Origin of the sequence: Amycolatopsis anabasis (assembly GCF_009765355.1) — a bacterium.
Classification (GTDB): Bacteria; Actinomycetota; Actinomycetes; order Mycobacteriales; family Pseudonocardiaceae; genus Amycolatopsis; species Amycolatopsis anabasis.
On the sequence record NZ_VTHK01000019.1, the window covers coordinates 132404 to 154618 of the forward strand.

Annotated in this window: 20 protein-coding genes; 5 read left to right on the forward strand and 15 right to left on the reverse strand. The window is 68.8% G+C overall.

Annotated elements, in window-relative coordinates:
* Positions 1–313: 313 nt before the first annotated feature.
* Positions 314–1135, reverse strand: a complete 822-nt coding sequence (locus FXO23_RS24880; protein WP_158887834.1) for an SMP-30/gluconolactonase/LRE family protein — start codon at positions 1133–1135, stop codon at positions 314–316.
* A gap of 74 nt (positions 1136–1209) precedes the next feature.
* On the opposite strand from FXO23_RS24880, the gene FXO23_RS24885 reads away from it, so the two are divergent.
* Positions 1210–1788: a pentapeptide repeat-containing protein gene (locus tag FXO23_RS24885; protein ID WP_158887835.1), complete on the forward strand. Its 579-nt coding sequence runs from the start codon at positions 1210–1212 to the stop codon at positions 1786–1788.
* A gap of 17 nt (positions 1789–1805) precedes the next feature.
* Here the strand turns inward: FXO23_RS24885 and FXO23_RS24890 are convergent, their stop codons facing one another.
* The 8 genes from FXO23_RS24890 to FXO23_RS24925 are packed head-to-tail and all read right to left on the reverse strand — an operon-like array spanning position 1806 to position 10194.
* Positions 1806–2972 carry a glycoside hydrolase family 172 protein gene (locus tag FXO23_RS24890; RefSeq protein ID WP_158887836.1) on the reverse strand — a complete coding sequence of 389 codons (1167 nt, stop codon included), beginning with the start codon at positions 2970–2972 and terminating at the stop codon, positions 1806–1808.
* 12 nt (positions 2973–2984) lie between these two features.
* Positions 2985–4559, reverse strand: a complete 1575-nt coding sequence (locus FXO23_RS24895) for a succinic semialdehyde dehydrogenase (protein ID WP_158887837.1) — start codon at positions 4557–4559, stop codon at positions 2985–2987.
* On the reverse strand, positions 4559–5389 hold the full coding sequence (locus tag FXO23_RS24900; RefSeq protein ID WP_158887838.1) for an SDR family oxidoreductase: 831 nt from the start codon (positions 5387–5389) through the stop codon (positions 4559–4561). Before FXO23_RS24900 ends, FXO23_RS24895 begins: the two co-directional genes overlap by 1 nt.
* Positions 5386–6660: an acyl-CoA dehydrogenase family protein gene (locus FXO23_RS24905; RefSeq protein ID WP_158887839.1), complete on the reverse strand. Its 1275-nt coding sequence runs from the start codon at positions 6658–6660 to the stop codon at positions 5386–5388. The genes FXO23_RS24900 and FXO23_RS24905 overlap by 4 nt, the downstream gene beginning before the upstream one ends.
* Before the next feature lie 4 nt (positions 6661–6664).
* Complete coding sequence (locus FXO23_RS24910; RefSeq protein ID WP_158887840.1) at positions 6665–7543, reverse strand: SDR family oxidoreductase; 879 nt, start codon at positions 7541–7543, stop codon at positions 6665–6667.
* Between the two features lie 13 nt (positions 7544–7556).
* A complete protein-coding gene (locus FXO23_RS24915) occupies positions 7557–8423 on the reverse strand; it encodes a MaoC/PaaZ C-terminal domain-containing protein (protein WP_158887841.1) in 867 nt (288 codons plus the stop codon).
* Positions 8424–8439: 16 nt separating this feature from the next.
* Complete coding sequence (locus FXO23_RS24920) at positions 8440–8871, reverse strand: type II toxin-antitoxin system Rv0910 family toxin (protein WP_158887842.1); 432 nt, start codon at positions 8869–8871, stop codon at positions 8440–8442.
* Between the two features lie 45 nt (positions 8872–8916).
* The gene (locus FXO23_RS24925) at positions 8917–10194 is read right to left on the reverse strand and encodes a lipid-transfer protein (RefSeq protein WP_281356591.1); all 1278 of its coding nucleotides are present in this window, start codon (positions 10192–10194) and stop codon (positions 8917–8919) included.
* Between the two features lie 191 nt (positions 10195–10385).
* On the opposite strand from FXO23_RS24925, the gene FXO23_RS24930 reads away from it, so the two are divergent.
* Positions 10386–11210: an ABC transporter ATP-binding protein gene (locus FXO23_RS24930; RefSeq protein ID WP_158887843.1), complete on the forward strand. Its 825-nt coding sequence runs from the start codon at positions 10386–10388 to the stop codon at positions 11208–11210.
* A gap of 33 nt (positions 11211–11243) precedes the next feature.
* Complete coding sequence (locus tag FXO23_RS24935; protein ID WP_158887844.1) at positions 11244–11918, forward strand: O-methyltransferase; 675 nt, start codon at positions 11244–11246, stop codon at positions 11916–11918.
* Here FXO23_RS24935 and FXO23_RS51695 read toward each other — a convergent pair.
* The 6 genes from FXO23_RS51695 to FXO23_RS24965 form a co-directional block, all read right to left on the reverse strand.
* Positions 11915–12244 (reverse strand): hypothetical protein, encoded by a 330-nt coding sequence (locus tag FXO23_RS51695; RefSeq protein ID WP_246257761.1) that lies wholly within the window; start codon positions 12242–12244, stop codon positions 11915–11917. The two genes, FXO23_RS24935 and FXO23_RS51695, sit on opposite strands and share 4 nt — an antisense overlap.
* 163 nt (positions 12245–12407) lie before the next feature.
* Positions 12408–13253, reverse strand: a complete 846-nt coding sequence (locus FXO23_RS24945; protein WP_158887845.1) for a helix-turn-helix domain-containing protein — start codon at positions 13251–13253, stop codon at positions 12408–12410.
* Complete coding sequence (locus FXO23_RS24950; protein WP_158887846.1) at positions 13240–13755, reverse strand: DUF6879 family protein; 516 nt, start codon at positions 13753–13755, stop codon at positions 13240–13242. The genes FXO23_RS24945 and FXO23_RS24950 overlap by 14 nt, the downstream gene beginning before the upstream one ends.
* A 253-nt stretch (positions 13756–14008) precedes the next feature.
* Positions 14009–16111 (reverse strand): Hsp70 family protein, encoded by a 2103-nt coding sequence (locus FXO23_RS24955; RefSeq protein WP_158887847.1) that lies wholly within the window; start codon positions 16109–16111, stop codon positions 14009–14011.
* The gene (locus tag FXO23_RS24960) at positions 16112–18376 is read right to left on the reverse strand and encodes an Hsp70 family protein (RefSeq protein ID WP_158887848.1); all 2265 of its coding nucleotides are present in this window, start codon (positions 18374–18376) and stop codon (positions 16112–16114) included.
* A 25-nt stretch (positions 18377–18401) separates the two neighbouring features.
* Entirely contained in the window at positions 18402–18752 is a 351-nt protein-coding gene (locus FXO23_RS24965; RefSeq protein WP_158887849.1) for an oxidoreductase, read from the reverse strand.
* A gap of 181 nt (positions 18753–18933) precedes the next feature.
* Between FXO23_RS24965 and lpdA the strand changes: the two genes are divergently transcribed.
* Positions 18934–20307, forward strand: a complete 1374-nt coding sequence (gene lpdA, locus FXO23_RS24970) for a dihydrolipoyl dehydrogenase (protein WP_158887850.1) — start codon at positions 18934–18936, stop codon at positions 20305–20307.
* A 52-nt stretch (positions 20308–20359) separates the two neighbouring features.
* A complete protein-coding gene (gene sucB / locus FXO23_RS24975) occupies positions 20360–22114 on the forward strand; it encodes a 2-oxoglutarate dehydrogenase, E2 component, dihydrolipoamide succinyltransferase (protein WP_158887851.1) in 1755 nt (584 codons plus the stop codon).
* Positions 22115–22215: the final 101 nt, after the last annotated feature.

Genomic DNA, 22215 nt, shown 5'->3' on the forward strand with positions numbered 1-22215 from the left:
CGGCGCTTCGCCGCCCGCAGCCGAACCACCAACCCACCGTAGAACCGTCCAGCTGAAAGCCACGACGTCCACCAGGGCGACCGCGGGCAACATCGCCGAGCGACACCACGTCCACCGCGCGCGTGGTCCGGCCAGCATCACGCCGCGCCTGACCTCGGCATAACCGCCTCAAGTAACCGGAAACCGCTGGCGTACAAGGCATTCGAGCTTTAGAAACACGCACTTAGCGGTCGCAACCTGTCCGGCCCCGAACTATGCGGCTCACCCCGACACGCCGAACCACGCGTATCCAGGCATTGCCGCCGATGCGAGGCTACGGCCAGCCGACCCCTGGCGCGGGCGCGGGAACGGTCTGCACCTGCCCGGTCCGCGGACCGCCGAACGGATTCTCCGGATTCCACACCGCCGCCAGGATGAACAACGTCTTCCCGTCCGGCCCGCCCAGCATGCACGCGAACGGGTTCCGGTCGAGTTCGATCCGCTGCAGCACCTCACCGCCTTCCCGGACCCGCACGCAGTCCTTATCCGTACGAGAAGTCCAGATGGCGCCCTCGGCGTCCATGCAGATTCCGTCCGGGCCGAGGCCGTCCGCCCAGACCCGGCGGTTCGACAGGGTCCCGTCCGCGGCGATGTCGAAGGCCGTGAGCCGTCCGGCGAAGGATTCGCTGACGATCAGGGTGGAATTGTCGGGCGTGACGACCATGCCGTTGGGAAACTCGATGCCGTCCGCCACCTGGCGAACCGAGCCGTCGGGCGTGATCAGCGCGATGATCCCGGGGACGAACTCCGCCTTTCCCTCCAGGAAACCCAGGAAATCGAAATCGCTGCCGTTGACATAGATATTGCCGCGACCGTCCACCACGATCTCGTTGAACCCGGCGGCGAGATCGCGCAGATCGGCGTGGGCGACCACCGATCCGTCGGGCTCCCGGCGCAGCAACAACCCTTGGCGCTCCTCCTTCTTCGGCAGGATGAGCTGGCGCCCGTCGGGCAACCAGTCGATGGAATGCGGGCCGATCTCCGGCTCGTGCGCGACGACTTCGCTGTTGCCGTCGACGTCGACCGCGATGACTTCGTCCGTGCCCCAGTGGCAGAAGCGGCATCGGGACCTCCTCGAACTCGGGCTTCTCCCCACTACACGAACGACCCATGCCCAGGTCGACGTCGACGCCGCCCGAAACTGTCGGACCCCACCGCTAGCCTCACCTCGTGAGCGAAACCACCGAGGGAGAGACCTTCCGGAAGGCAGACTGGTACGCCGAGGAGCTCATCGGCCGCACGTACCAGAACTGCACGTTCCTGGAGGTCGATCTCACCGAAGCGACGAACAGGGGGTGCGTGTTCAACGAATGCCACTTCGGCAACGTGCGGTTCAACGCCTCGCGGCACGCGGACTGCGCGTTCACCAGCTGCACCTTCAACCGGTGCAACTTCTTCGATGCGGAGCTTGAAAACTGCAAACTGATCGGGAGCACCTTCGCGGAGTCGGCGGTGCGGCCGATGCGTGTGCTCGGCGGTGACTGGTCGTTCGTGGGCCTGTCCGGGGCCGATCTGCGGCGGACGTCCTTCCAGCGGGTGCGGTTGCGCGAGGCCGACCTCACCGGGGCGAACTGCGCGGACGCCCTGTTCGGCGAGGTCGATCTCTCCGGCGCGCAACTGCACGGCTGCAAGTTCACCGGCAGCGATCTGAGCGCACTCGATCCCCACCACGCCGAGCTGACCGGGGCGATGATCACGCCGGAGCAGGCCGTGCAGCTCGCGGTGGCGATGGGGCTGACGGTGGGCTGAGGGCATCCGGCGCCCCCTCAGGGAAACAGGAACTCCAGCTCGTCCGGTTTCTCGTAGGGGCGGCGGGTGAGGTCGGCCGTGGCGGCGGCCAGGTCGAGCCTCGGCACCGGTTGCGGTGTCTCGCAGATCGTGAACGCGGTGGCGCAGTAGTCGTCGATGCGCTCGAAGATGCCGCCGGCGATGAGCGGCGCCTCGGGTGGGAAGCGGCGAATGCCGTTGCCGGCGACCCGGCCGGCGGCTTCGACCTGCGCGAGGCGTTCCTCCTCCCCGTGGCGGAAGTGGTCGGCGCCGATCTGCTGGATGGTGACCTTGAGGTCCTCGGTGAACATGATCGGGTCGAGGACGTGCCACCGGTAGAAACCGACGAAATCCGGAATGGTGCCCAGGTCGGAGTCCGGTGGGAGGACCGTGAGCGGCGAACCCGCGTAATGCGCGAAATGCGTGTTCATGCCGTACGCGGTGCCGACGTAGTCCTCCAGGCCGGTGCCGCAGATGGTGGGGAAATCGGTGTCCCCGTCGCGGTACACCTTGACCTCGCCCTCGCCGTACCAGGTGCCGGGTTCCAGCGGGCGGACGCCGACCACACAGCCCAGGAACCGGCCCGGGCCGCGCAGTCCTTCCGCGATCACGAAATCGCGGCGGAGCGCGGTGGGGTTCTCGCGGCGGAAGGCCGCGTGCAACCGGCCGTCGCCGGGATCATCCTCCAGGGTGTAGTCGATCTGGTAGTACAGCCCCATCGGGCGCGTCCAGCCGTTGACCAGCTCGATCCGGATCCGGTCGCCGAACGCCATGGGAATGAAACTGTTGAACCCGCGATTCTGCTGAATACTGGTCAAGGCACTCGAATACGCCCTCGGCCTGCCGTGCGCCGCGCCGAAGAAATCCGCGCACGGCACGGAAACGCTCGGCTCGTCGAGATCGTCGTAGTAGACCTCGAGATACAGCGAACGGGTCCGCTCGGGCGGTCCGGGCGGAAAGGTCATCCAGATGTGGCGGATAGTGCCGGGACCTTCCAGATCGGCCAGCACGACCCGCTCACCGGGCTGGAGGTCCTTGCTCGGCGCTCCCTTGCGGCCCCCGGCGGCCTGGCCACCGGCACTGCGGGCGCCGGTCGGGTTCTCGAAGGTGACGGCACGGGAATCGAGTACCGGGCCAACCTGGGTCAACTGCCTGACGTCGATCACCTTGGCAAGCTATCAGCGAACGCGGGCCCTCCGCAGCACGCCGATCAGGCCCTTCATGAGCTTGCCGAAGGGTCGGTAGGGCACCCAGCTCGGCGGCGGGAACAGGGCGAGACGCTGCACCGCGACCGTCTGCGCCTCGGTGTACTTCAGGAGTCCCTCGGCGCCGTGACGGCGGCCCAGGCCGGATTGGCCCATTCCGCCCATCGGGGAATCCATGCTCCCGTAGCCGGCGATGAAGGCGTCGTTCACGCTGACCATGCCGACCCGCAGCCTGGCCGCCACCCGGCGCCCGCGGGCGGTGTCCCCGGTGAACACGCTGGCGTTCAGGCCGTAGTCACCGGTGTTGGCGAGGGTGATGGCCTCCTCCTCGCCCGACACCGGGTACACCGAAACCACCGGGCCGAACGTCTCGTCCGCGGCGCACAGCATGTCCTCGGTGACGTCGGCGAGCACCGTGGGCTCGTAGCAGAAGGGCCCGAGGTCCGGGCGTGCCCGGCCACCGGCGAGCACGGTCGCGCCCTTGGCCTTGGCGTCCGCCACGTGCCGGCTGACCGCTTCGAGCTGGCGGGCGGAGGTCAGGGAGCCGACATCCGCGGCGAAGTCGTACCGGTTGGCCTGCCGGAGCGCGGCGACCCGCTCGAGGAACCGGGAGAGGAAGCGCTCGTACACCGCCGCATGCACGTAGAGCCGCTCGGTGCACATGCAGACCTGGCCGGAGTTGGCGAACGCGGCGGGCACGGCGAGTTCGGCGGCGCGGTCCAGATCGGCGTCCTCCAGCACGATCATCGGATTCTTGCCGCCAAGCTCGAGCGAGCACCCCACCAGGCGGGCCCCGGCCCGGCGGGCGACGTCGCGGCCGGTGCGGGTGGAACCGGTGAAGCCCACGTAATCCACGTTCTCCACCACCGCGGTCCCCACCACCGGCCCCTCGCCGAGCACCGGCTGCAGCACGCCTTCGGGCAGCCCCGCCTCGTACAGCAGCTCGACGCCGTAGAGCGGGCTCAACGCGGTCTGGGTGTCGGGTTTGAACACCACCGCGTTCCCGGCCAGCAACGCGGGCAGGGTGTCCGAAATCCCCAGGGCGAACGGGTAGTTCCAGGGCGAGATGATCCCGACCACGCCCTTGGGCTGGCGCAGTTCCACGGTCCGCACGAAACCCGGCACCATGCCCTCGCGGCGGCGGGGCCGCAACGTCCGCGTGCCCTTGCGGAGGTAGTAACCGGCGGTCAGCGCCGGTTCCAGCGATTCCTCGAACGCGTGGCGGCGCGCCTTGCCGGTCTCCGCCTGGATCAGGTCCAGCACCAGGTCCTGGCGCCGCAGCACGAGCCGGTGGAACCGCCGCAGCACGGCCAGCCGCTCGCCGATGTCCGTGGCCGCCCACGCGGACTGGGCCTTGCGCGCATGCTCGACGGCCCGCACCACATCGTCCGGTGTGGACCGCGGCAGATCGGCGTAGGGCTCGCCGGTGAACACCGCGATCGTGGTCGAAGTGTCCGATGTGGACGATACCACCCGGTCGCAGAGTCCGGCGACGAGTTCCGGGGTGATGCTCGCGGGCAGGCCCCGCACCGGGTGCAGCAGGACCATCAGTCCGTCCTCGCGGCTCGTTTCTCGTACGCCGTCCGTTCAGGCGCGTGGGCGGCGTCGAGCATCAGGGTGTCCCCGCCGAGTTTGCGCATGAACCATTCGGCGACCGGGCGCGGCGCGAGCCGGGCGGACCGTTCGAGCGCGCCCAACCGGCGCGGCACGTACACGTCGAACCGCGGTTTGCGCAACGCGGCCACGATCGCGGCGGCCACGTCCTCCGGTCCGACCGAACGCAGGATGGCCACGTCCGCGAGGCCCGCGGTCAACTCGGTGCGCACCACACCGGGCAGCACGCAGGACACCTCGATCCCGCTCCCCCGCAGTTCTAGCCGCGTCGACTCGGAGAACCCGACCACCGCGTGCTTGGTGGCCGCGTACGTCGCCCCGCCGGGCACCGGGATCTTCCCCGCGAAGGACGCGATGTTCACGATGTGCCCGCCCCGGGGGCGCATCCGGCGCACGGCCTCCTTGGTCCCGTGGATCACCGCCCGCACATTGATCTCGAGCTGGCGGCCGACGGTCTCGTCGGTCTCCTCCTCGAGTTCGGCCAGCGGCATGATCCCGGCGTTGTTGACCAGCACGTCGAGCGGGCCGAGCGCGGCCTCCACCTCGTCCAGGAACGCGGTGAACCCGGCGCGATCACGCACGTCCAAGCGGCGCGCGATCGCTCCGCCCGGCAGCCGGGCCGCCGTCTGCTCGGCCAGTTCCAGGTCGAGATCACCGATGGCGACCTGGGCGCCCGCGTTCGCCAGCGCGGTGGCCGTCGCGGCGCCGATACCCCTCGCGCCACCGGTGATCACGACGACCCGGCCCCGGACCGGGCGATTCACCGGCTCGTCCCGAGCAGTCCCTTGGCGATGTGGGTCACCTGGATCTCGTTCGACCCCGCGTAGATCATCAGCGACTTCGCGTCCCGGGCCAGCTGTTCGACCCGGTACTCGGCCATGTAACCGTTGCCGCCGAACAACTGCACCGCCTCCATCGCGACCTCGGTCGCCGCGCGCGAGGAGTACAGCTTCATCGCCGACGCTTCGGCGAGGCTGGGCAGTTTGCCCGCGCGCAGCGACTCGATGGTCTGGAACACCATGTTCTGCACGTTGATCCGGGCGATCTCCATCTCGGCCAGTTTGAGCTGCACGAGCTGGAACCGGCCGATCTCCTGGCCCCAGAGTTTGCGGCTCTTGGCGTACTCCACGCACAGGCGGTGGCACTCGTTGATGATGCCGAGCGACAGCGCCGCGACACCCATCCGCTCGAACGAGAAGCTCTCCCGCGCGCTGTCCTTGCCGTCGCCGCCCTTGGTCTCCTCGGACTCACCGAGCAGGCGGTCCTTGCCGACCCGGACGTTGTCGAAGAACAACTCCCCCGTCGGGGACGAGTTCATGCCCATCTTCTTGAACGGCTTGGACTGGGTCAGCCCCGCCATGCCCTTGTCGAGCACGAAGGTGAGCACCTTGCGGTCCCGGTGCGGGGTGCCGTCGCCCTCGTCGAGCTTGGCGTACACCACCATCGTGTCCGCGTACGGCCCGTTGGTGATGAACGTCTTCTGTCCATTGAGGACATACTCGTCCCCGTCGCGGCGGACGTAGGTCTTCATCCCGCCGAACGCGTCCGAACCCGAATCGGGCTCGGTGATGGCCCACGCGCCCACCTTCTCGAACGTCACCAGTTCGGGCAGCCAGCGCTCCTTCTGCGCGAGCGTGCCGCGGGTGAGGATCGTCGAGGCGGTCAGGCCGATGCTGACCCCGATCGACGCGACGATCCCCAGGCTGACCCCGGCGAGCTCGCTGATGGCGATCAGCGCCATCCCCTCCTGGCCGCCGAGCTCGATGCCGAGACCGCCGCCCTTGGACTTCTTGCCTTTCGCGGGCTCCTCGCCCGCGGCCTTGGCCGCCGCCTTCTCCTTCTGCTTTTCCAGCAGGCCCTTGATGGCTTCGCGGGCCATCGCGTCGACCCCGAAGGAGGCGAACAGCTTCCGGATGATGTCGTAGGGCGGCAGTTCGCCGCTCTCCAGCGCATCGACGTTCGGCCGGATCTCCTTGTCGATGAACTCCCGGATGGCGTCCCTGATCAGCAGATCGGTCTCGGACCACTCGATCATGGCACTAGGCCCATTCGCCGAGACGCTCGTTGATGTTGTCGACCGTCCACGGGCCGTCGGTCTCCGTGGTCTTCACCTCGTGCCAGCCCTCGAGCAACGAGATCGCGCCGCCCTGGACCGAGAACAGCTTGCCGGTGTGCGGGCACTTCTCGGTGGCCAGGTAGGCGACCAGCGGGGAAATGTTGGCCGGGCTGAAGGCGTCGAACTCGCCCTCGGCGACCTCCTGCGCGAAGATCGCGCCCATCCCGGGCGTGGCCAGGGTGAGCCGGGTGCGGGCGATCGGGGCGATCGCGTTGGCGCGCACGCCGTAGCGCTCGAGCTCCTGCGCGGCCACCAGGGTCATCGCGGCGATCCCGGCCTTGGCGGCGCCGTAGTTCACCTGGCCCGCGTTCGGCATGAAGGTGCCCGAGGCCGAGGCGGTGTTGATCACCGCACCGGCGACCTGCTCACCGGCCTTGGCCTTGGCCTTCCAGTAGGCGGCCGCGTGCCGCAGCGGCGCCATGTGCCCCTTGAGGTGCACCGCGATCACCGCGTCCCACTGGTGCTCCTCCAGCCCGGCGATGAAGCCGTCCCGCAGGATCCCGGCGTTGTTCACCAGCACGTCCAGCCCGCCGAACTCGGACACGGCCTGGTCCACCAGTTCCGAAGCGCCCTGCCAGTCCGCGACGTTGCTCGTGTTGGCGACGGCCTTGCCACCCGCGGCCTTGATCTCGTCGACGACCTCCTGCGCGGGCCCGGCGTCCGAACCGCTGCCGTCGTTGCCGCCGCCCAGGTCGTTGACCACCACGCTGGCTCCCTCGCGGGCGAACAACAGCGCGTGCTCCCGGCCGATCCCCCGGCCCGCGCCGGTGATGATGGCGACGCGCCCGTCCAAAGCTCCCATTACTTCCGCCTTCCTAGTCCGCGAGTACCGCGAGGCCGTCCTTGACGACCACGTCCTCGCCCACGGTCGTCTCGTACGCGTAGGTCGTCTCGCCACCGTCCTGGTTCGCCCGCCAGATCCGCGTGGTGATGTCCTGTCCCGGCAGCACCGGATTAGCGAACCGCACCGCGAGCCGCTTGAGCCGCTCGGTCCGCGAATCGCCCAGTTCGGTCAGCACCGCCCACGAGGTGAAGGCCATCGTGCACAGGCCGTGCGCGATGATGCCGGGCAGGCCGGACATCTTGGCCATCTCCTCGTCGAGGTGGATCGGCATCGGGTCGCCGGCCGCCGGCGAGTACCGGTAGGTCTGGTCGTCGTCCACGTGCTGCACGACCTTCGCCGCCGGGGCGTTGGCCCGCAGCGATTCGTCGAACGCGTGCCCGGGGCCGAGCTTGCCGACCTTCTCCCCCGCGTCGAACTTGCGGAAGAAGAAGGTCACGTACTGCTCGTTGACCAGCTCGCCGTCCTCGGCGCGGCATTCGATGTAGACCGTGCCCCGGGTGCCGTTGGGCAGGCCCTCGTAGCCGATCGGCTTCGACTTCGACACCAGCTTGTCGCCGGGCCGGATCGGCCGGTGAAACCGGAAGTCCTGCTCGCCGTGCACCAGCTTGGGGATCAGCTCGACCGGGGCCACCGACAGCGCCGCCGGGATCATCGAGTCGAACACCGGCACGATGGCGAACACCGGCGGCGCGATGTCCCCGGCGAGGTGCCGCTCGATCGGGTCGTTCGTCGCCTTCGCGTACTCGACGATCCGTTCCCGGGTGACCTCAAAGGTGCCTTCGTCGGCCCACTGGTCGACGCCGCTGGGGTCGAACTTCGGGCCGTCGGAGTCTGCCATGGGTAAACGCTCCCTCTCAGCCGAGCAGCTCGGCGAACTTCGCCAGGGACTGGTCGAGGTTCTTCTTGCCGTCCTTCTCCACGGCCTTGCCCAGCGCGCCGACGATCATCTGGCCGGTGAACTCGGCGTCGATGGTGGCCGTGGAACCGGCGTCCGAGGGCTGCACCGACAGGTCGAACTTGACCTTCACCCCGGCCATGCCGGTGCCGGAGATGGACAGGCTGTTCGGTGCGTCGTACTTGTCGACCGTCCACTCGATCTTGTTCGCCATGCCCATCAGGGTGACGACCTCGGTCACCTTGCTGCCCACGGCGAATTCCGACGGCACCTCGCCGGACCACTTGGTGTGGATGGTCAGCCACTTCTCGAAGTTGTTCGGGTTGGAGAACTCGGCCCACACCTTCTCGGGCGAGGCGGGGAGTTCCACCGAAGCGCTGATCTGACCCATCTGGATGTCCTCCTGTTTTCGGTAATGCCGTTGCGGATATGGAAATCAGCGTTCGGCCGGGCGGTAGGCGGTGATCACGACCGCGCCGCCGAGGCCGATGTTGTGCTGCAGCGCGACCTTCGCGTTCGCGACCTGCCGCTTGTCCGCCTGGCCGCGCAGCTGCCAGGTCAGTTCCGAGCACTGCGCGAGCCCGGTCGCGCCGAGCGGGTGCCCCTTGGAGATCAGCCCGCCGGACGGGTTGACCACCCAGCGCCCGCCGTAGGTGGTGTCCCCGGCGTCGACCAGCTTGCCGCCCTCCCCCTCGGCGCACAGGCCCAGCGCCTCGTAGGTGATGAGTTCGTTGGTGGAGAAGCAGTCGTGCAGTTCGATGACGTCCACATCGGACGGAGACAGCTCGGCCTGCTGGTAGACCTTCTCCGCCGCGGCCTTGCTCATCTTCGCGCCGACCAGGGTGATCGCGCTGTTGTCGGTGAAGGTGTTCGCGAAGTCGGTGACCATGGCCTGGCCGACGATCTCCACCGCCTGCGCGGCCAGCCCGTGCTGCTCCACGAACCGCTCGCTCGCGATGATCGCCGCACCCGATCCGTCCGAGGTCGGCGAGCACTGCAACTTGGTCAGCGGCGCGTAGATCTCCTTGGAGTCCAGGATGTCCTGCAGGGTGTACTCGTCCTGGAACTGCGCGTACGGGTTGTTCACCGAGTGCCGGTGGTTCTTCTCGCCGATCTTGGCGAACTGCTCGGCGGTGGTGCCGTACTTCTGCATGTGCTCGCGGCCCGCCGCGCCGAACATCCAGGGCGCCGGCGGGGCGCCGGTGAACTCGAAGAGCTCCGCCTCGGCCAGGATGTGCCGCATCATCGGCTGCTCGCGGTCCTCGTAGGTGGAGCCGAGCGAACCCTTCTGCATCTTCTCGAAACCGAGCGCGAGCGCGCAGTCGGCCGTGCCGCTGCGGACCGCCTGGGTGGCGAGGTAGAGCGCGGTGGACCCGGTGGAGCAGTTGTTGTTGACGTTGACCACCGGGATCCCGGTCATCCCGAGCTCGTAGACCGCGCGCTGACCAGAGGTCGACTCGCCGTAGACGTAGCCGACGTACGCCTGCTCCACCTGGTCGTAGGAGATCCCGGCGTCCGCCAGGGCCTTGGTCCCGGATTCCTTGGCCATCGCCGGGTAGTCCCAGTCCTCTTTGCTGCCCGGCTTCTCGAACTTCGTCATCCCCACACCGATGACATACGTCTTGTTACCCACGGCGGAGTGCTCCCTTGCTCGTTCTGCCATCTGCAAGCAACATACCGGCAGTAATGTATGTTGAAAAGAGATGCGGCCCACTTGATTGCGCCAGTCGTGCTCCGGCAGGCGAGATCCAGGGAGAGCAGGCCGCCAAACCGAACTCGATACCGTCGAATCGACTCACAGCCCCAGACATGACCGGAAGATGCGAGCAGGGCTGAACGCAAGCCAGCGAATCCGTTATCGGCCGAATGGACCCGATCGAGGGTCGCTAGGTTAGCCTAACCTGCGTGGAACAAACGATCGCCGAGCCCGCAACGAGCACCACCCGTCTGCACGCCGATGCGCTCACCCTCGCCTACGACGGCCGGACGGTCGCCGAGGACCTCGCGGTGGCCATCCCGGACCGGTCGTTCACCGTGATCGTCGGTCCGAACGCCTGCGGGAAGACCACGCTGCTGCGCGCACTGGCCCGCATGCTCAAACCGCGCAAGGGCATGGTGTACCTGGACGGCGAGGTGATCACCTCGATGCCGGCGAAACAGGTGGCCCGGCGGCTGGGCCTGCTGCCGCAGAGCTCGATCGCGCCGGACGGCATCACGGTCGCCGATCTCGTCGCGCGCGGCCGGTACCCGCACCAGCGGCTGCTGCGCCAGTGGTCCCGCGAGGACGCGGCGGTGGTCGAACGTTCCATGGCCGCCACCGGGGTGGCGGATCTCGCCGAGCGCCTGGTCGACGAGCTGTCCGGCGGCCAGCGGCAGCGGGTGTGGATGGCGATGGCACTCGCGCAGGAGACCGATCTCCTGCTGCTCGACGAGCCGACCACCTATCTGGACATCGCGCACCAGATCGACATTCTCGACCTGTGCGCCGAACTGCACGCGACCGAGGGCCGGACGCTGGTCGCCGTGCTGCACGACCTCAACCACGCGGCGCGCTACGCCACGCACATGATCGCCATGCGGGGCGGCGAGATCGTGGCCAGCGGGCCGCCGGAGGAAGTGGTCACCGCCGAGAACGTCGAGCGGATCTTCGAACTCCCCTGCCGGGTGATGCCGGATCCGGAGACCGGCACCCCGCTGGTCATCCCGAAAGCGGTCCGGAAGAGCGCCTGATCCCGGCGCCGTTGATCGAGTACCTTCGGCTTCATGAACGAACGCTGGACCGCGGACCGGCAGCGGTGGACCGCCGTCGATGACTACTTCACCACCAGACTGCTGCCCGAGGCGCCGGACCTGGAGGGCGTGCTCACGGCCAGCACCGAGGCGGGCCTGCCGGAGATCTCGGTCAGTCCGGCGCAGGGGAAGCTGCTCAACCTCCTCGCGCGGATGGTCGGTGCGAAGTCGATCCTGGAGATCGGCACGCTCGGCGGGTACAGCACGATCTGGCTCGCCCGCGCGCTGCCCGCCGACGGCCGCCTGGTGACCTTGGAGGCCGAACCGAAGCACGCCGAAGTCGCCCGGAAGAACCTCGAAAAGGCGGGGGTTTCCGAACGCGTGGACATCCGGGTGGGCCAGGCGCTGGACACTCTCCCCGGGCTGTCCGGCCCGTTCGACCTCACGTTCATCGACGCCGACAAGCCGAACAACCCGGGCTACTTCCGCTGGGCGCTCGAGTATTCCCGGCCGGGCAGCGTGATCGTCGTGGACAACGTCGTCCGCGCGGGCGCGGTCGCCGATCCGTCGAACACCAGCGCCGCGATCCGAGGCGTGCGCGAAGTCCACGACCTGATCGCCACCGAACCCCGTGTCGACGCCACCGCCCTGCAAACCGTCGGCGTCAAGGGTTACGACGGTTTCACCCTGGCCCTGGTCACCGGCTAACCGAACTTCGCGAGATGCTCGCGGACCCACCGCTGCCCGAACCCCGCGAGCGTCTCCGAATCCCACCGGCCGCGGATCGGAATGCCGTCCCAGAGCCGCATCCGGTTGCCCTGGATGGTGCCGTGCGCGATGTTCACCTGGGTCATCCCCTCGACCCAGGTGAACACGAAGTGCGCGTACATGTAGACCAGCGCCCGCTCACCACTCCGCGCGGCGACCAGAACCGGCCCCTCGCTCGGATACGGCACCCGAAAGACAACATGCTCGCGCCCCTTGCAGTCGACAAACGTCTCCCGCATCCCGCCCGGCACGATTACCGGCTCCACCGATCAATCCTCCACAATAGTGATCGTGCCGGTCCCATCACATTTCGAACAACCCTTACCTTTGCAGTCGCCACAAGTACTCGTAATATCGTTCATAACACCGAAATCTAGCGTCGCCGAACCGCCAGAATCGAGCCTCAGACTCGAGTGCACATAAACTCGACTACGCGGAGAACTCCACTGCAATTGAACGAAGAAATTCGCCCGCTTGAGCACCCGTCAAAGCGGAATCCAGAAAATAATGAAAAATATTCAGATGATACGAAACATCCCGCGGATCGCGCAGCGCCACAGAACCCGAGAACATCTCCACTTCCACAAGCCGCTCGTCGAAGATAACGAACGAGTTCAAGGGCGAAGCATGCACCTCAACCGACTGCGGAACTACCGCGACTTCCACACTCGGCTTCTCAGAAACCTGCGCCAAATGAGCTATCTGTCGCGCCATGACATCGGAAGCGGCCCGTCGCCACCGCACGGCTTGCTCGGTCAGCAGAAAGAGGAAACGTCGAGATGTATCTTCAAGTATCTCCTGCCGAGCGATTCGGGCATCGACCGCTCGCTCAACATCTCGCGCCGGACGTCCCTTGATGGTCGGCGTAAACACCTGTCGCGCGTAGTCGCGTATCTGCAGCAATCCCGCTGGTATAGCCGGGGTGAAATGACGGACCGTTCGGGAGGATTCATCGAGCGCCCGAAGTTCGTCCTGCCCACGCCACACTCCGACACGCGCCAGCGCGCGCACTGACCGATAGTCAACGTTTGCCCGCCTAGCCAGATCTACTAGTTCATCGGCTACGCCTGGCGGGACGTCGAGCGCTTTGAGTATTCGCTCGACGTCAACGACTGACGGCAGCACCTTGCCGGTCTCGATGCGGCTGATCTTTCCCTGACTCATGGCACAACGAACTGCCAGCCTCTCACCGGAGAGGCCAGCGGTTCGGCGAAGTTCTCGCAATGCCTGGGCCAGGTCCTTGCGCCGGTCACCCTGCCGATCAGGCTCCAGCATCCCAGTCTTGGAACGGCACCCCCTTCGCCAGCGCGATATCACGCCACTGCAAATACCGCTCGATATCCGGGTTCTCAATCAGCTCATGACTGATAAGCGTTCCATCCGGCCTGAAGTTGAGGTGAACAACCTTCTCTTCATCGAACATCCAAAAGTCCTGATCAGGCACCTCCAGACTTTTGTCAGTGTCGTCGATGATGCGGTAATCTTCACCTGCCTCGACATTTCCCGGAACTGCCCAGGAAAGCAGGTACCGCATGTATTCACCAAAGGGCCTGCGTACAACCTTGGCTCGCTGCAGCCTCTTTCCCTCAGCAGCCCAAGCACGTACTTCTTCTTGCCATTTTGAGTTGTGGTTGTCAGGCTTTGGCTCCCCCCTGCGGAAACGATCGAAGTCGGGTTGATGCCGAGGGATTGTGTAAGTCTGCTGGAGTTCCATACGAAACGCGGAACGTTTGAAGTCGTCGAAACACGCGTTCCACTCATCATCATCCAAGAGCACGCAACGCCTCCTTCACGAGGGAGACCGGCAACTCCACTGCCCGCTCTCCCGGTGTCAGTGTCAGCCCGACAGCGGAATGCACAGCGTAGCCTTGGAAGACCAGGGTTCCTCGGTCCGACAGATGAACCGTCGGACAATGTCGGTCTTCGCATTCACCCGCGAGTCTTGTCAGTTTCAGTTCCATGTCCGCCACGCTAGCGGGCACAGTGGGTACATACAAGGTGCACAGAGAGTTATTCGCGAGTTGGCATAATCAGTTTGTGGTCCAGGTGGGCCAGGTGGTGAGGTCCAGGGTGTCCAGGGAGCCGAAGGTGGCGCCGCGGACCTGGGCCGCCGTGGTGATCGCGAAGATCGCGCAGCCGTAGATCGGTTTGCCCGGCGCGGCTTCCTCGGTCAGCGGCGGGCAGTCGATCACCTTGCCGTAGCCGCTCGCCTCGGTGATCGGGAGGCCGCGGTCGTCGCGCAGGTAAAGGTGGCTGAAGGCGGTGGCGGGCAACGAACCCGAGCCGATCGCGGTGATCGCGGCGCGCAGGATCACGTAGCGCGTGCCCGGGGGTGGGGCGCCTTCGGGCAGGTATGCCGAGGTTTGCTCGATCAGGTCGAAGCGGGCGCGTACCGCGGTTCCGGTCGCCGCCGTGCCGACGTGGGCGTCCGCGGCGGGGCCGCCGAGGGTGCCGACCGGACGCAGCGGCGCGGGGGTCGTACCGGTGGCGGGGAGGGTGACCGGGACGGACACCGGCGGTTTGGCGCCGGGGCGGGAACCGATGCCGCCGAAGAGGACCGCGGTGACCGGAGTGGCTTGCGGGACAAGGAAAACCGCGCGTCCGGGGAGGCGTGCGCCCGGGTCGATCCGGTCCACCGGGGCTTCCGCCTGGCCGCATTCCGGGGACGGGCCGCAGGACCACGCGTCGAAGAGCTGGCCGCGGTCGTCGGCGAGGCGGAACAAGAACTTCGGCGGGGCCTCCAGCGCCGGGCCCGCGACGTGGTGCAGGTCCGCTTCGGCGAGCACCCAGCGGAAACCGGCCGGGGCGGGTCCGTACGGTCCGGGCGGGGTGGTGGTGACCTCGGCGCGCTTCATCGTCACCTCGAGCGTGATCCCGTCGCGGCCGTACTCGTAACGCACGGTCTGGCCGAACTGTCCACTGAGGACGTTCAACGGGCTCGGATTGGCTTGCCGTTCGCCCGGGAGCTTGGGTGGCAGGGAAACCTCGTCGGCCCGACTGGTCGGCGCGAGCTGGGCGATCACGGGCGACGCCACTCCGGCGACCGGGCGCGCCGGCCGGACCACCACCAGCGCCACGACCGCGAGCAGCACGACCGCCAGCAGCGCCGCCGCGGCGACCACCGCTGCCCGGTGCCGGGGAGGCTCTCCAGGTGTATCCACAGTGGACACATGGGAAGCGGCCGCGAGCAGCAGGGCGCCGCGGGCGACGGCGGTTTCCGGTTCCGGGTCGGCGGTCACCCGGCCGCGTTCGGCGAGTCGGCGAGACAGCAGCGGGATCCGGCTGGAACCGCCGACCACGAGCGCCCGGTGCACCGGGACGCCCGCGGTGACGCGATCGGCGAGGGCGAGGATTTCCTCGCTCTCCCCGGCGATCAGGTGCTCGAATTCGGCGCGGCTGACCGGCACGGTTTCGCCGCCGGGCACCGCGATCTCCGCCTTTTCGTAGCGGGACAACAACTCCTTCGCCGAGCGGGCGGCGTCGAGCAGGGCGGCGCGGTCGCGGGGCGGCAGTTCCCCGCGGTGCGCGAAGTCCGCGAGGCGGCGATCGAGATCGTCACCGCCGCGGGGCAACCCGCCCGCGCCGAGGACGGTCAGGCCACCGGGGGCCGCGCGCACGACCGCGACATCGCAGGTGCCGCCGCCGAAGTCCACCACGAGCAGGTTCTCCCCCGGCGGCAACGCGGCACTCGCCGCGGCGGCGACTGGTTCGACGGCCGTGCTCACCCGGGGCGCCAACCCTTCGGCGGCCCGCAGCAACCGGCCGATCCGCACCGGTTCCCAGTCCGCCGGATGAGTCAGGACCAGTTCCGCCACCGGCTCCCCGGCCTGGCGCGCGGCCTCGTCCACCACCCGCCGCAGCACGGCCCGGACCAGCTCGGTCACCGGCAGCGAGAACGCGCCGAGCCGGATCTCCTCCTCCGCGAGCGATTTTGGGGCGCGCACCAGCCGGGCGGGATCGGCACGTCCCATCCGCACGGCATCCGCCCCGACGACCAGCCGGTCGCCCGCGAAGACCGCCGAGGGCAGCCGCGGCGATCCGTCCACGGTCACCAGGCGCGGTTCAACGCCCGGCGACGCGAACAACGCGACCGTGCTGGTGGTGCCGAAGTCGACGGCCAGGCGGATGGCCACCTACAGGCCCCACACGTGGGGATTCCCGTCCCCGGTGCCCGACCAGAGCACCGAACCCAGCGGCATCCCGGTCGGCAGGGCGAACAGCAGGCACAGGGTGAGCCGCCCCTTGTTCTTCACCGGCTGGCCATTGCCGTCCTTCACCGCCGTGCAGCCGTTCGCCGACGAGTAGTGCGACCCGGCGAGGTACTGCCGCCGGTCGTCGCGCAGCAGCACGCCGCCGAGCAGGCGCGTCAGATCCACCGGCTCGTCGGTTTCGGCGACCATGCGCAGCAGCACGCCGGTGCTGCCGGGCAACGAGATCGGCTCGTAGTCGAAATAGGCGCTGGGCGTCCGGACCGTGTCGACCACGGCGACGCGCACCGGCACCCCGTCCACGGTGACCATCCGCACGGTGCCCAGCGGGATCCGGGTCGGCGCCGGTTTCGGTTCGCCGGTGACCCGCGCGCCGGTGACCGGGACCAGGATCCCGTGCTGTCGCATGCCCGGATGCCCCTGCGTGCTGCCCGCGATGGCGACCGCGGTGACCGGGGTGACCGCGGACAGCAGGAACGCGTAGCACTGCCGCGCCTCCTGCCCGGCTTCCAGGGTCGCGGGTGTCTGCAGTGGACAGTCGGACGGGAGGCTGGCGTCGATGAGCGGCCGGATGAACAGCCCGCGGTCGTCGACGAGGAAGATGTCCTTGGTGAAGTACGGGGGTTTCGCCGGGGAACGGGCCTTGATCGTGGTGTCCAGCAGGACCCAGCGGCCGTCCTCGCCGGTGGAGTTGGCGCCCACCGAGTTCAGCTTGTCGGTCGCCGGATCGGTGACCGCGTTGACCACGAAGTCGACGTCGAAACCGCCGTAGACGACCTCGGTCGGCACGCCGACCTGCGCGGGCACCAGGCCGTCGGTGGGGCGGCCCTGGGTCACCAGCTCGTTGCCCGGGGCGGCGGGCGGCAGCGCGAGCCGTTCGCTGGTGGGCCCGGCCTGCCCGCCGACGGTGACCGGCCACAGCACCAGCCCGGCGACCACTGCGGCGACCAGGGCCACCGCACCGACGGCCAGCGTGGCGACCGCCGCGCGGCGGCGTCCGGGCGGCGGGGGCTCCGTGGCGAGGATCGGTTGCGGGCCGGAGACCGGCGCCGGGCGCGCGACCGGCTGCGGACCCGAGGCGGGTTGCCGGACGGCGACCGGCTGGGGTGCCGAAGGAGGTGGCGCGGGACGGCGTTCGGGTTCGGTCACCACGCGGTGCGCGCCCAGTGCGACAACCGCCTCCGGCTGGTCGTCCAGGCGGACCGCGATCCCGGTGACCTCCCCGACCGCCCGCGCGAGCAACGGGATCCGCGCCGACCCGCCCGCGAGCTGGATCGCGCCGGGGGCCGCTCCGGCCGAGCCGATCACGTCCCGGATCAGTTCCGCGGCCCGCAGGACATCGGGCCGGATGAGCCCGTCGAACTCGGCGCGGGTGACCAGCGCGTCCGGCAGCTCACCGGGCAGCACGATCTCCGCCTGCGGATGCCGGGACAGCAGTTCCTTGGCCTGGCGCACATCGGTCCGGAAGGCGGTGAGTTCGCGCAGCGACGCGCCGCCGCGGCCGGGAATCCCGCCGCCGCCCAGGTACTCGGACAGCCCCGGCACCGCGGCCCGCAGGTGGTCGACCAGTCGCTGATCGAGATCCTGCCCGCCGAGATCGGGAAGGCCGCCGGTGGCCAGCACCTCCAGGCCGCCGCTCTCGGCCCGCCGCACCACCGCCGCGTCGCAGGTCCCGCCGCCGAAGTCCAGCACACCCAGGGGCTGCCCCGGCGCCAGCGGGGAACGTGCGGAGAACCAGGCGGCGGCGCCGACCGGTTCCGCGACCGTGCTGGTCCGGGGCGCGAGCCCCTGCGCGGCGGCGAGCAGCGTGCCCAGCCGGGCCGAACCCCAGTCCGCCGGATGCGTGAGGACCAGCTGCTGCACCGGGCCGACCAGCTGCCGGGCGGCCTCGACCGCGGCGGCCAGCACCGCGCGGATCAACGCGACGACCGGCACCACGGTGTCACCGAGCAGCACCTCCTGCTCGTCGATGCGCGCCTTGGGGCGGCTCTCCAGCCGCGCGGGCTCGGCTTCGGCCAGCCGCAGCGCGTCCCGCCCGGCCACCAGGCGCCCGTCCCGGTCCAGGAAGACCGCGGACGGCATCCACGGCTCACCGTCCAGGGTGACCAGTCGTGCCGGGGTGCCGGGTGCGGAAACCACGGCGACCGTGTGCGAACTGCCGAAGTCGATCGTCGCCGTCGCCGGGCTCACGCGCTCCCCCACATTCCGCCGGGCGTCACCCGCCCTGCTTACCGCGTTTCAGTCGCTCGGTGTACTCGCGCATCCGCTTCGGGTAACCGACCTTGGCCACCTCGTAGACCGGAATCGACCGCTTGCGGCCGAACTGCTGCGCGGCCTCCAGGCTGGCGATCCGGCGGCGGGTCCATTCGCCGTCGTGCGCGATGAGCACCACCGTGGTCTCGGTGACGGTAGTGCGCGGCTCGACGTAGGCCTCGACCCCGTGTCGCGCGGCCGCCCACTCCTCGAGATGCCTGGTGTCCTCGTCGGAGGCTTTTCGCAGCGTGCCGGGCCGGCCACCCCCCTTGTGCTTCCTGCGGAACGAGTCGAAGAGACCCACCTCGACCACCTCACTTCTGGCTGGCTTCGCCCGATCATTATCCCGGGCGCGACCCACGTGCGTAGCCGCACACCCGGCTAAGTCGCAAGCTCATCAGACGTAGTGACAAGATGAGGTGTGTTCCGCGCGCGCAACAGCGCCGCGCGGGCCCACGAGCACCACCAATGTTGCCTGCCGAGGAGTTATTGAAGTGACCGACACCTCCGCCGACCTTGTGATCCTTGGTGGCGGATCGGGCGGCTATGCCGCGGCGTTCCGCGCGGCCGAGCTGGGCCTTTCCGTCACCCTGATCGAGAAGGACAAGTTGGGCGGGACCTGCCTGCACCGAGGCTGCATCCCGACCAAGGCACTGCTGCACGCGGCGGAGGTCGCCGACTCGGCTCGCGACAGCGAGCAGTTCGGGGTCAAGACCACGTTCGACGGGGTCGACATCGCCGGAGTGAACAAGTACAAGGACTCGATCATCGCCCGGCTCTACAAGGGACTGCAGGGCCTGGCCAAGGCCCACAAGGTCAACCTGGTCGAGGGCACCGGCACGTTCGCCGGCGGGACCACGGTGGACGTCGAGGGCACCAAGTACACCGGCAAGAACGTGCTGCTGGCCACCGGCTCGTACTCGAAGACGCTGCCCGGCCTGGAGCTCGGCGGGCGGATCATCGCCAGCGAGCAGGCGCTGTCGCTGGACTACATCCCGGAGAAGGTCGTCGTCCTCGGCGGCGGCGTGATCGGGGTGGAGTTCGCCAGCGTCTGGGCCTCCTTCGGCGCCGAGGTCACCATCGTCGAGGCGCTGCCGCGACTGGTGCCCAACGAGGACGAGTTCGCGTCCAAACAGCTCGAGCGCGCGTTCCGCCGCCGCAAGATCGCCTTCAAGACCGGGGTGAAGTTCACCGGCGCCAAGCAGGACGACAACGGCGTGACCGTCTCCCTGGAGTCCGGCGAGACGCTCGAGGCCGATCTGCTGCTGGTGGCCGTCGGGCGCGGACCGAACTCCGCGGGCCACGGCTACGAGGAGGCCGGGGTGAACATGGAGCGCGGTTTCGTGCTCACCGACGACCGGCTGCGCACCAACCTGCCGAACGTGTACGCGGTCGGCGACATCGTGCCCGGGCTGCAGCTCGCGCACCGCGGCTTCGCGCAGGGCATCTTCGTCGCCGAGGAGATCGCCGGGCTCAGCCCGCGCGCGATCGACGAGGCCGGGATCCCGCGCGTCACCTACTCGCACCCGGAGGTCGCCTCCGTCGGGCTCACCGAAGCGGCGGCCAAGGAGAAGTACGGTTCGGACGTCACGACGTTCACCTACGACCTCGGCGGCAACGGCAAGAGCCAGATTCTCAAGACTTCCGGTGCGGTCAAGCTGATCAAGGCGCCGGACGGCCCGGTGGTCGGCCTGCACCTGGTCGGCGACCGAGTCGGCGAGTTGATCGGCGAAGCACAGTTGATCTACAACTGGGAAGCGTTCCCGGAGGATGTGGCCCCGCTCATCCACGCGCACCCGACCCAGACCGAGGCCCTCGGCGAAGCACACCTTGCCCTCGCCGGCAAGCCACTGCACGTGCACAGCTGACGACACCGGCTGAACCAGACCACACCAGACACACTTAGGGAGTCAGCGAACGATGGCCTACTCCGTCACATTGCCGGAGCTCGGTGAGAGCGTCACGGAGGGCACCGTCACCCGATGGTTGAAGCAGGAGGGTGACAGTGTCGCGGTGGATGAGCCGCTACTGGAGATCTCCACGGACAAGGTGGACACCGAGGTCCCGTCGCCGGTAGCCGGCACGGTCCAGAAGATCGTGGCGCAGGAGGACGAGACCGTCGAGGTCGGCGGCACGCTCGCCCTGATCGACGACGGTTCGGGCGGCGGCGAGGCGGCCGCGCCCGCGCAGGAGCAGCAGCCCGCCGCGCAGGAACAGCCCGCTCCGGAACAGCCCGCCGCGCAGCCGGAGCCCGAGTCCCAGCCCGAGCCGGAACCGGCGCAGGCCGCTGCCCCGTCGGGCGGTTCGGCCGAGGGCACCCCGGTGACGCTGCCGGAGCTCGGCGAGAGCGTCACCGAGGGCACCGTGACCCGCTGGCTCAAGCAGGTCGGCGACAGCGTCGAGGTGGACGAGCCGCTGCTGGAGATCTCGACCGACAAGGTGGACACCGAGGTCCCGTCGCCGGTGGCCGGCACCGTGCTGGAGATCCGGGCGCAGGAGGACGAGACCGTCGAGGTCGGCGGCACGCTGGCGATCGTCGGCTCCGGTTCCGCCGCTCCCGCGCAGCCGAAGCCCGAGCCGAAGCCGGAGCCGAAGCCCGAGCCGGTGCAGCAGGCGCCGGAACCGAAGCCGGAGCCCAAGCCCGAGCCGCGGCCCGAACCGAAGCCGGAACCCCAGCCCGCGCCCGCGGCGGCTGCTCCGTCCACTTCGGACTCCGCGAACGGCGCGCCGTACGTGACCCCGCTGGTGCGCAAGCTGGCCCAGGAGCACGACATCGACCTCGCCACCCTCAACGGCAGCGGGGTCGGCGGGCGGATCCGCAAGCAGGACGTGCTCGCCGCGGTGGAGGCCAAGCAGAAGCAGGCGCCCGCCGCGCCCGCTCCGGCCGCCGCCCAGCCGAGTGCTCCGGCCGCGGCCCCGGCGCGCGCCGCCGTGTCCCCGGACATCGCGGCCCTGCGCGGGACCGTGCAGAAGGCCAACCGGATCCGCCAGATCACCGCGCAGAAGACCAAGGAGTCGCTGCAGGTCTCGGCGCAGCTGACGCAGGTGCACGAGGTCGACGTCACCAAGGTCGCGCGGCTGCGGCAGCGGGCGAAGGCCGCCTTCAAGGAGCGGGAGGGCGTGAACCTCACGTTCCTGCCGTTCTTCGCGAAGGCGACCGTGGAGGCGCTCAAGCAGCACCCGAACGTCAACGCCTCGTACAACGAGGAAACCAAGGAGATCACCTATCACGGCGCCGTGCACCTCGGGATCGCGGTGGACACCGAGAAGGGCCTGCTCTCCGTGGTCATCCACGACGCGGGTGAGCTGAGCCTGGCCGGACTGGCGCACCGGATCGCCGACCTCGCGGCGCGGGCGCGCAGCAGCCAGATCAAGCCGGACGAGCTGACCGGCGGCACCTTCACGATCACCAACATCGGCAGCAACGGCGCGCTGTTCGACACGCCGATCATCGTGCAGCCGCAGTCCGGGATGCTCGGCACCGGCGCGGTCGTCAAGCGCCCGGTGGTGATCACGGACGCCGACGGCAACGACACCATCGCGGTCCGGTCGATGGCGTTCCTGCCGCTGACCTACGACCACCGCCTGATCGACGGCGCCGACGCCGGCCGGTTCGTCACCACGATCAAGCAGCGGCTGGAAGAGGGCAACTTCGAGGACGAGCTCGGCCTCTGAGTTTCCGGGTCTGAACCCGGAGCGAGGGACCTTTACTACGGTTCAACGGTAGTAAAGGTCCCTCGCTCACGTTCTGGGGCAGCGAAGGTCCCTTGCTTTTT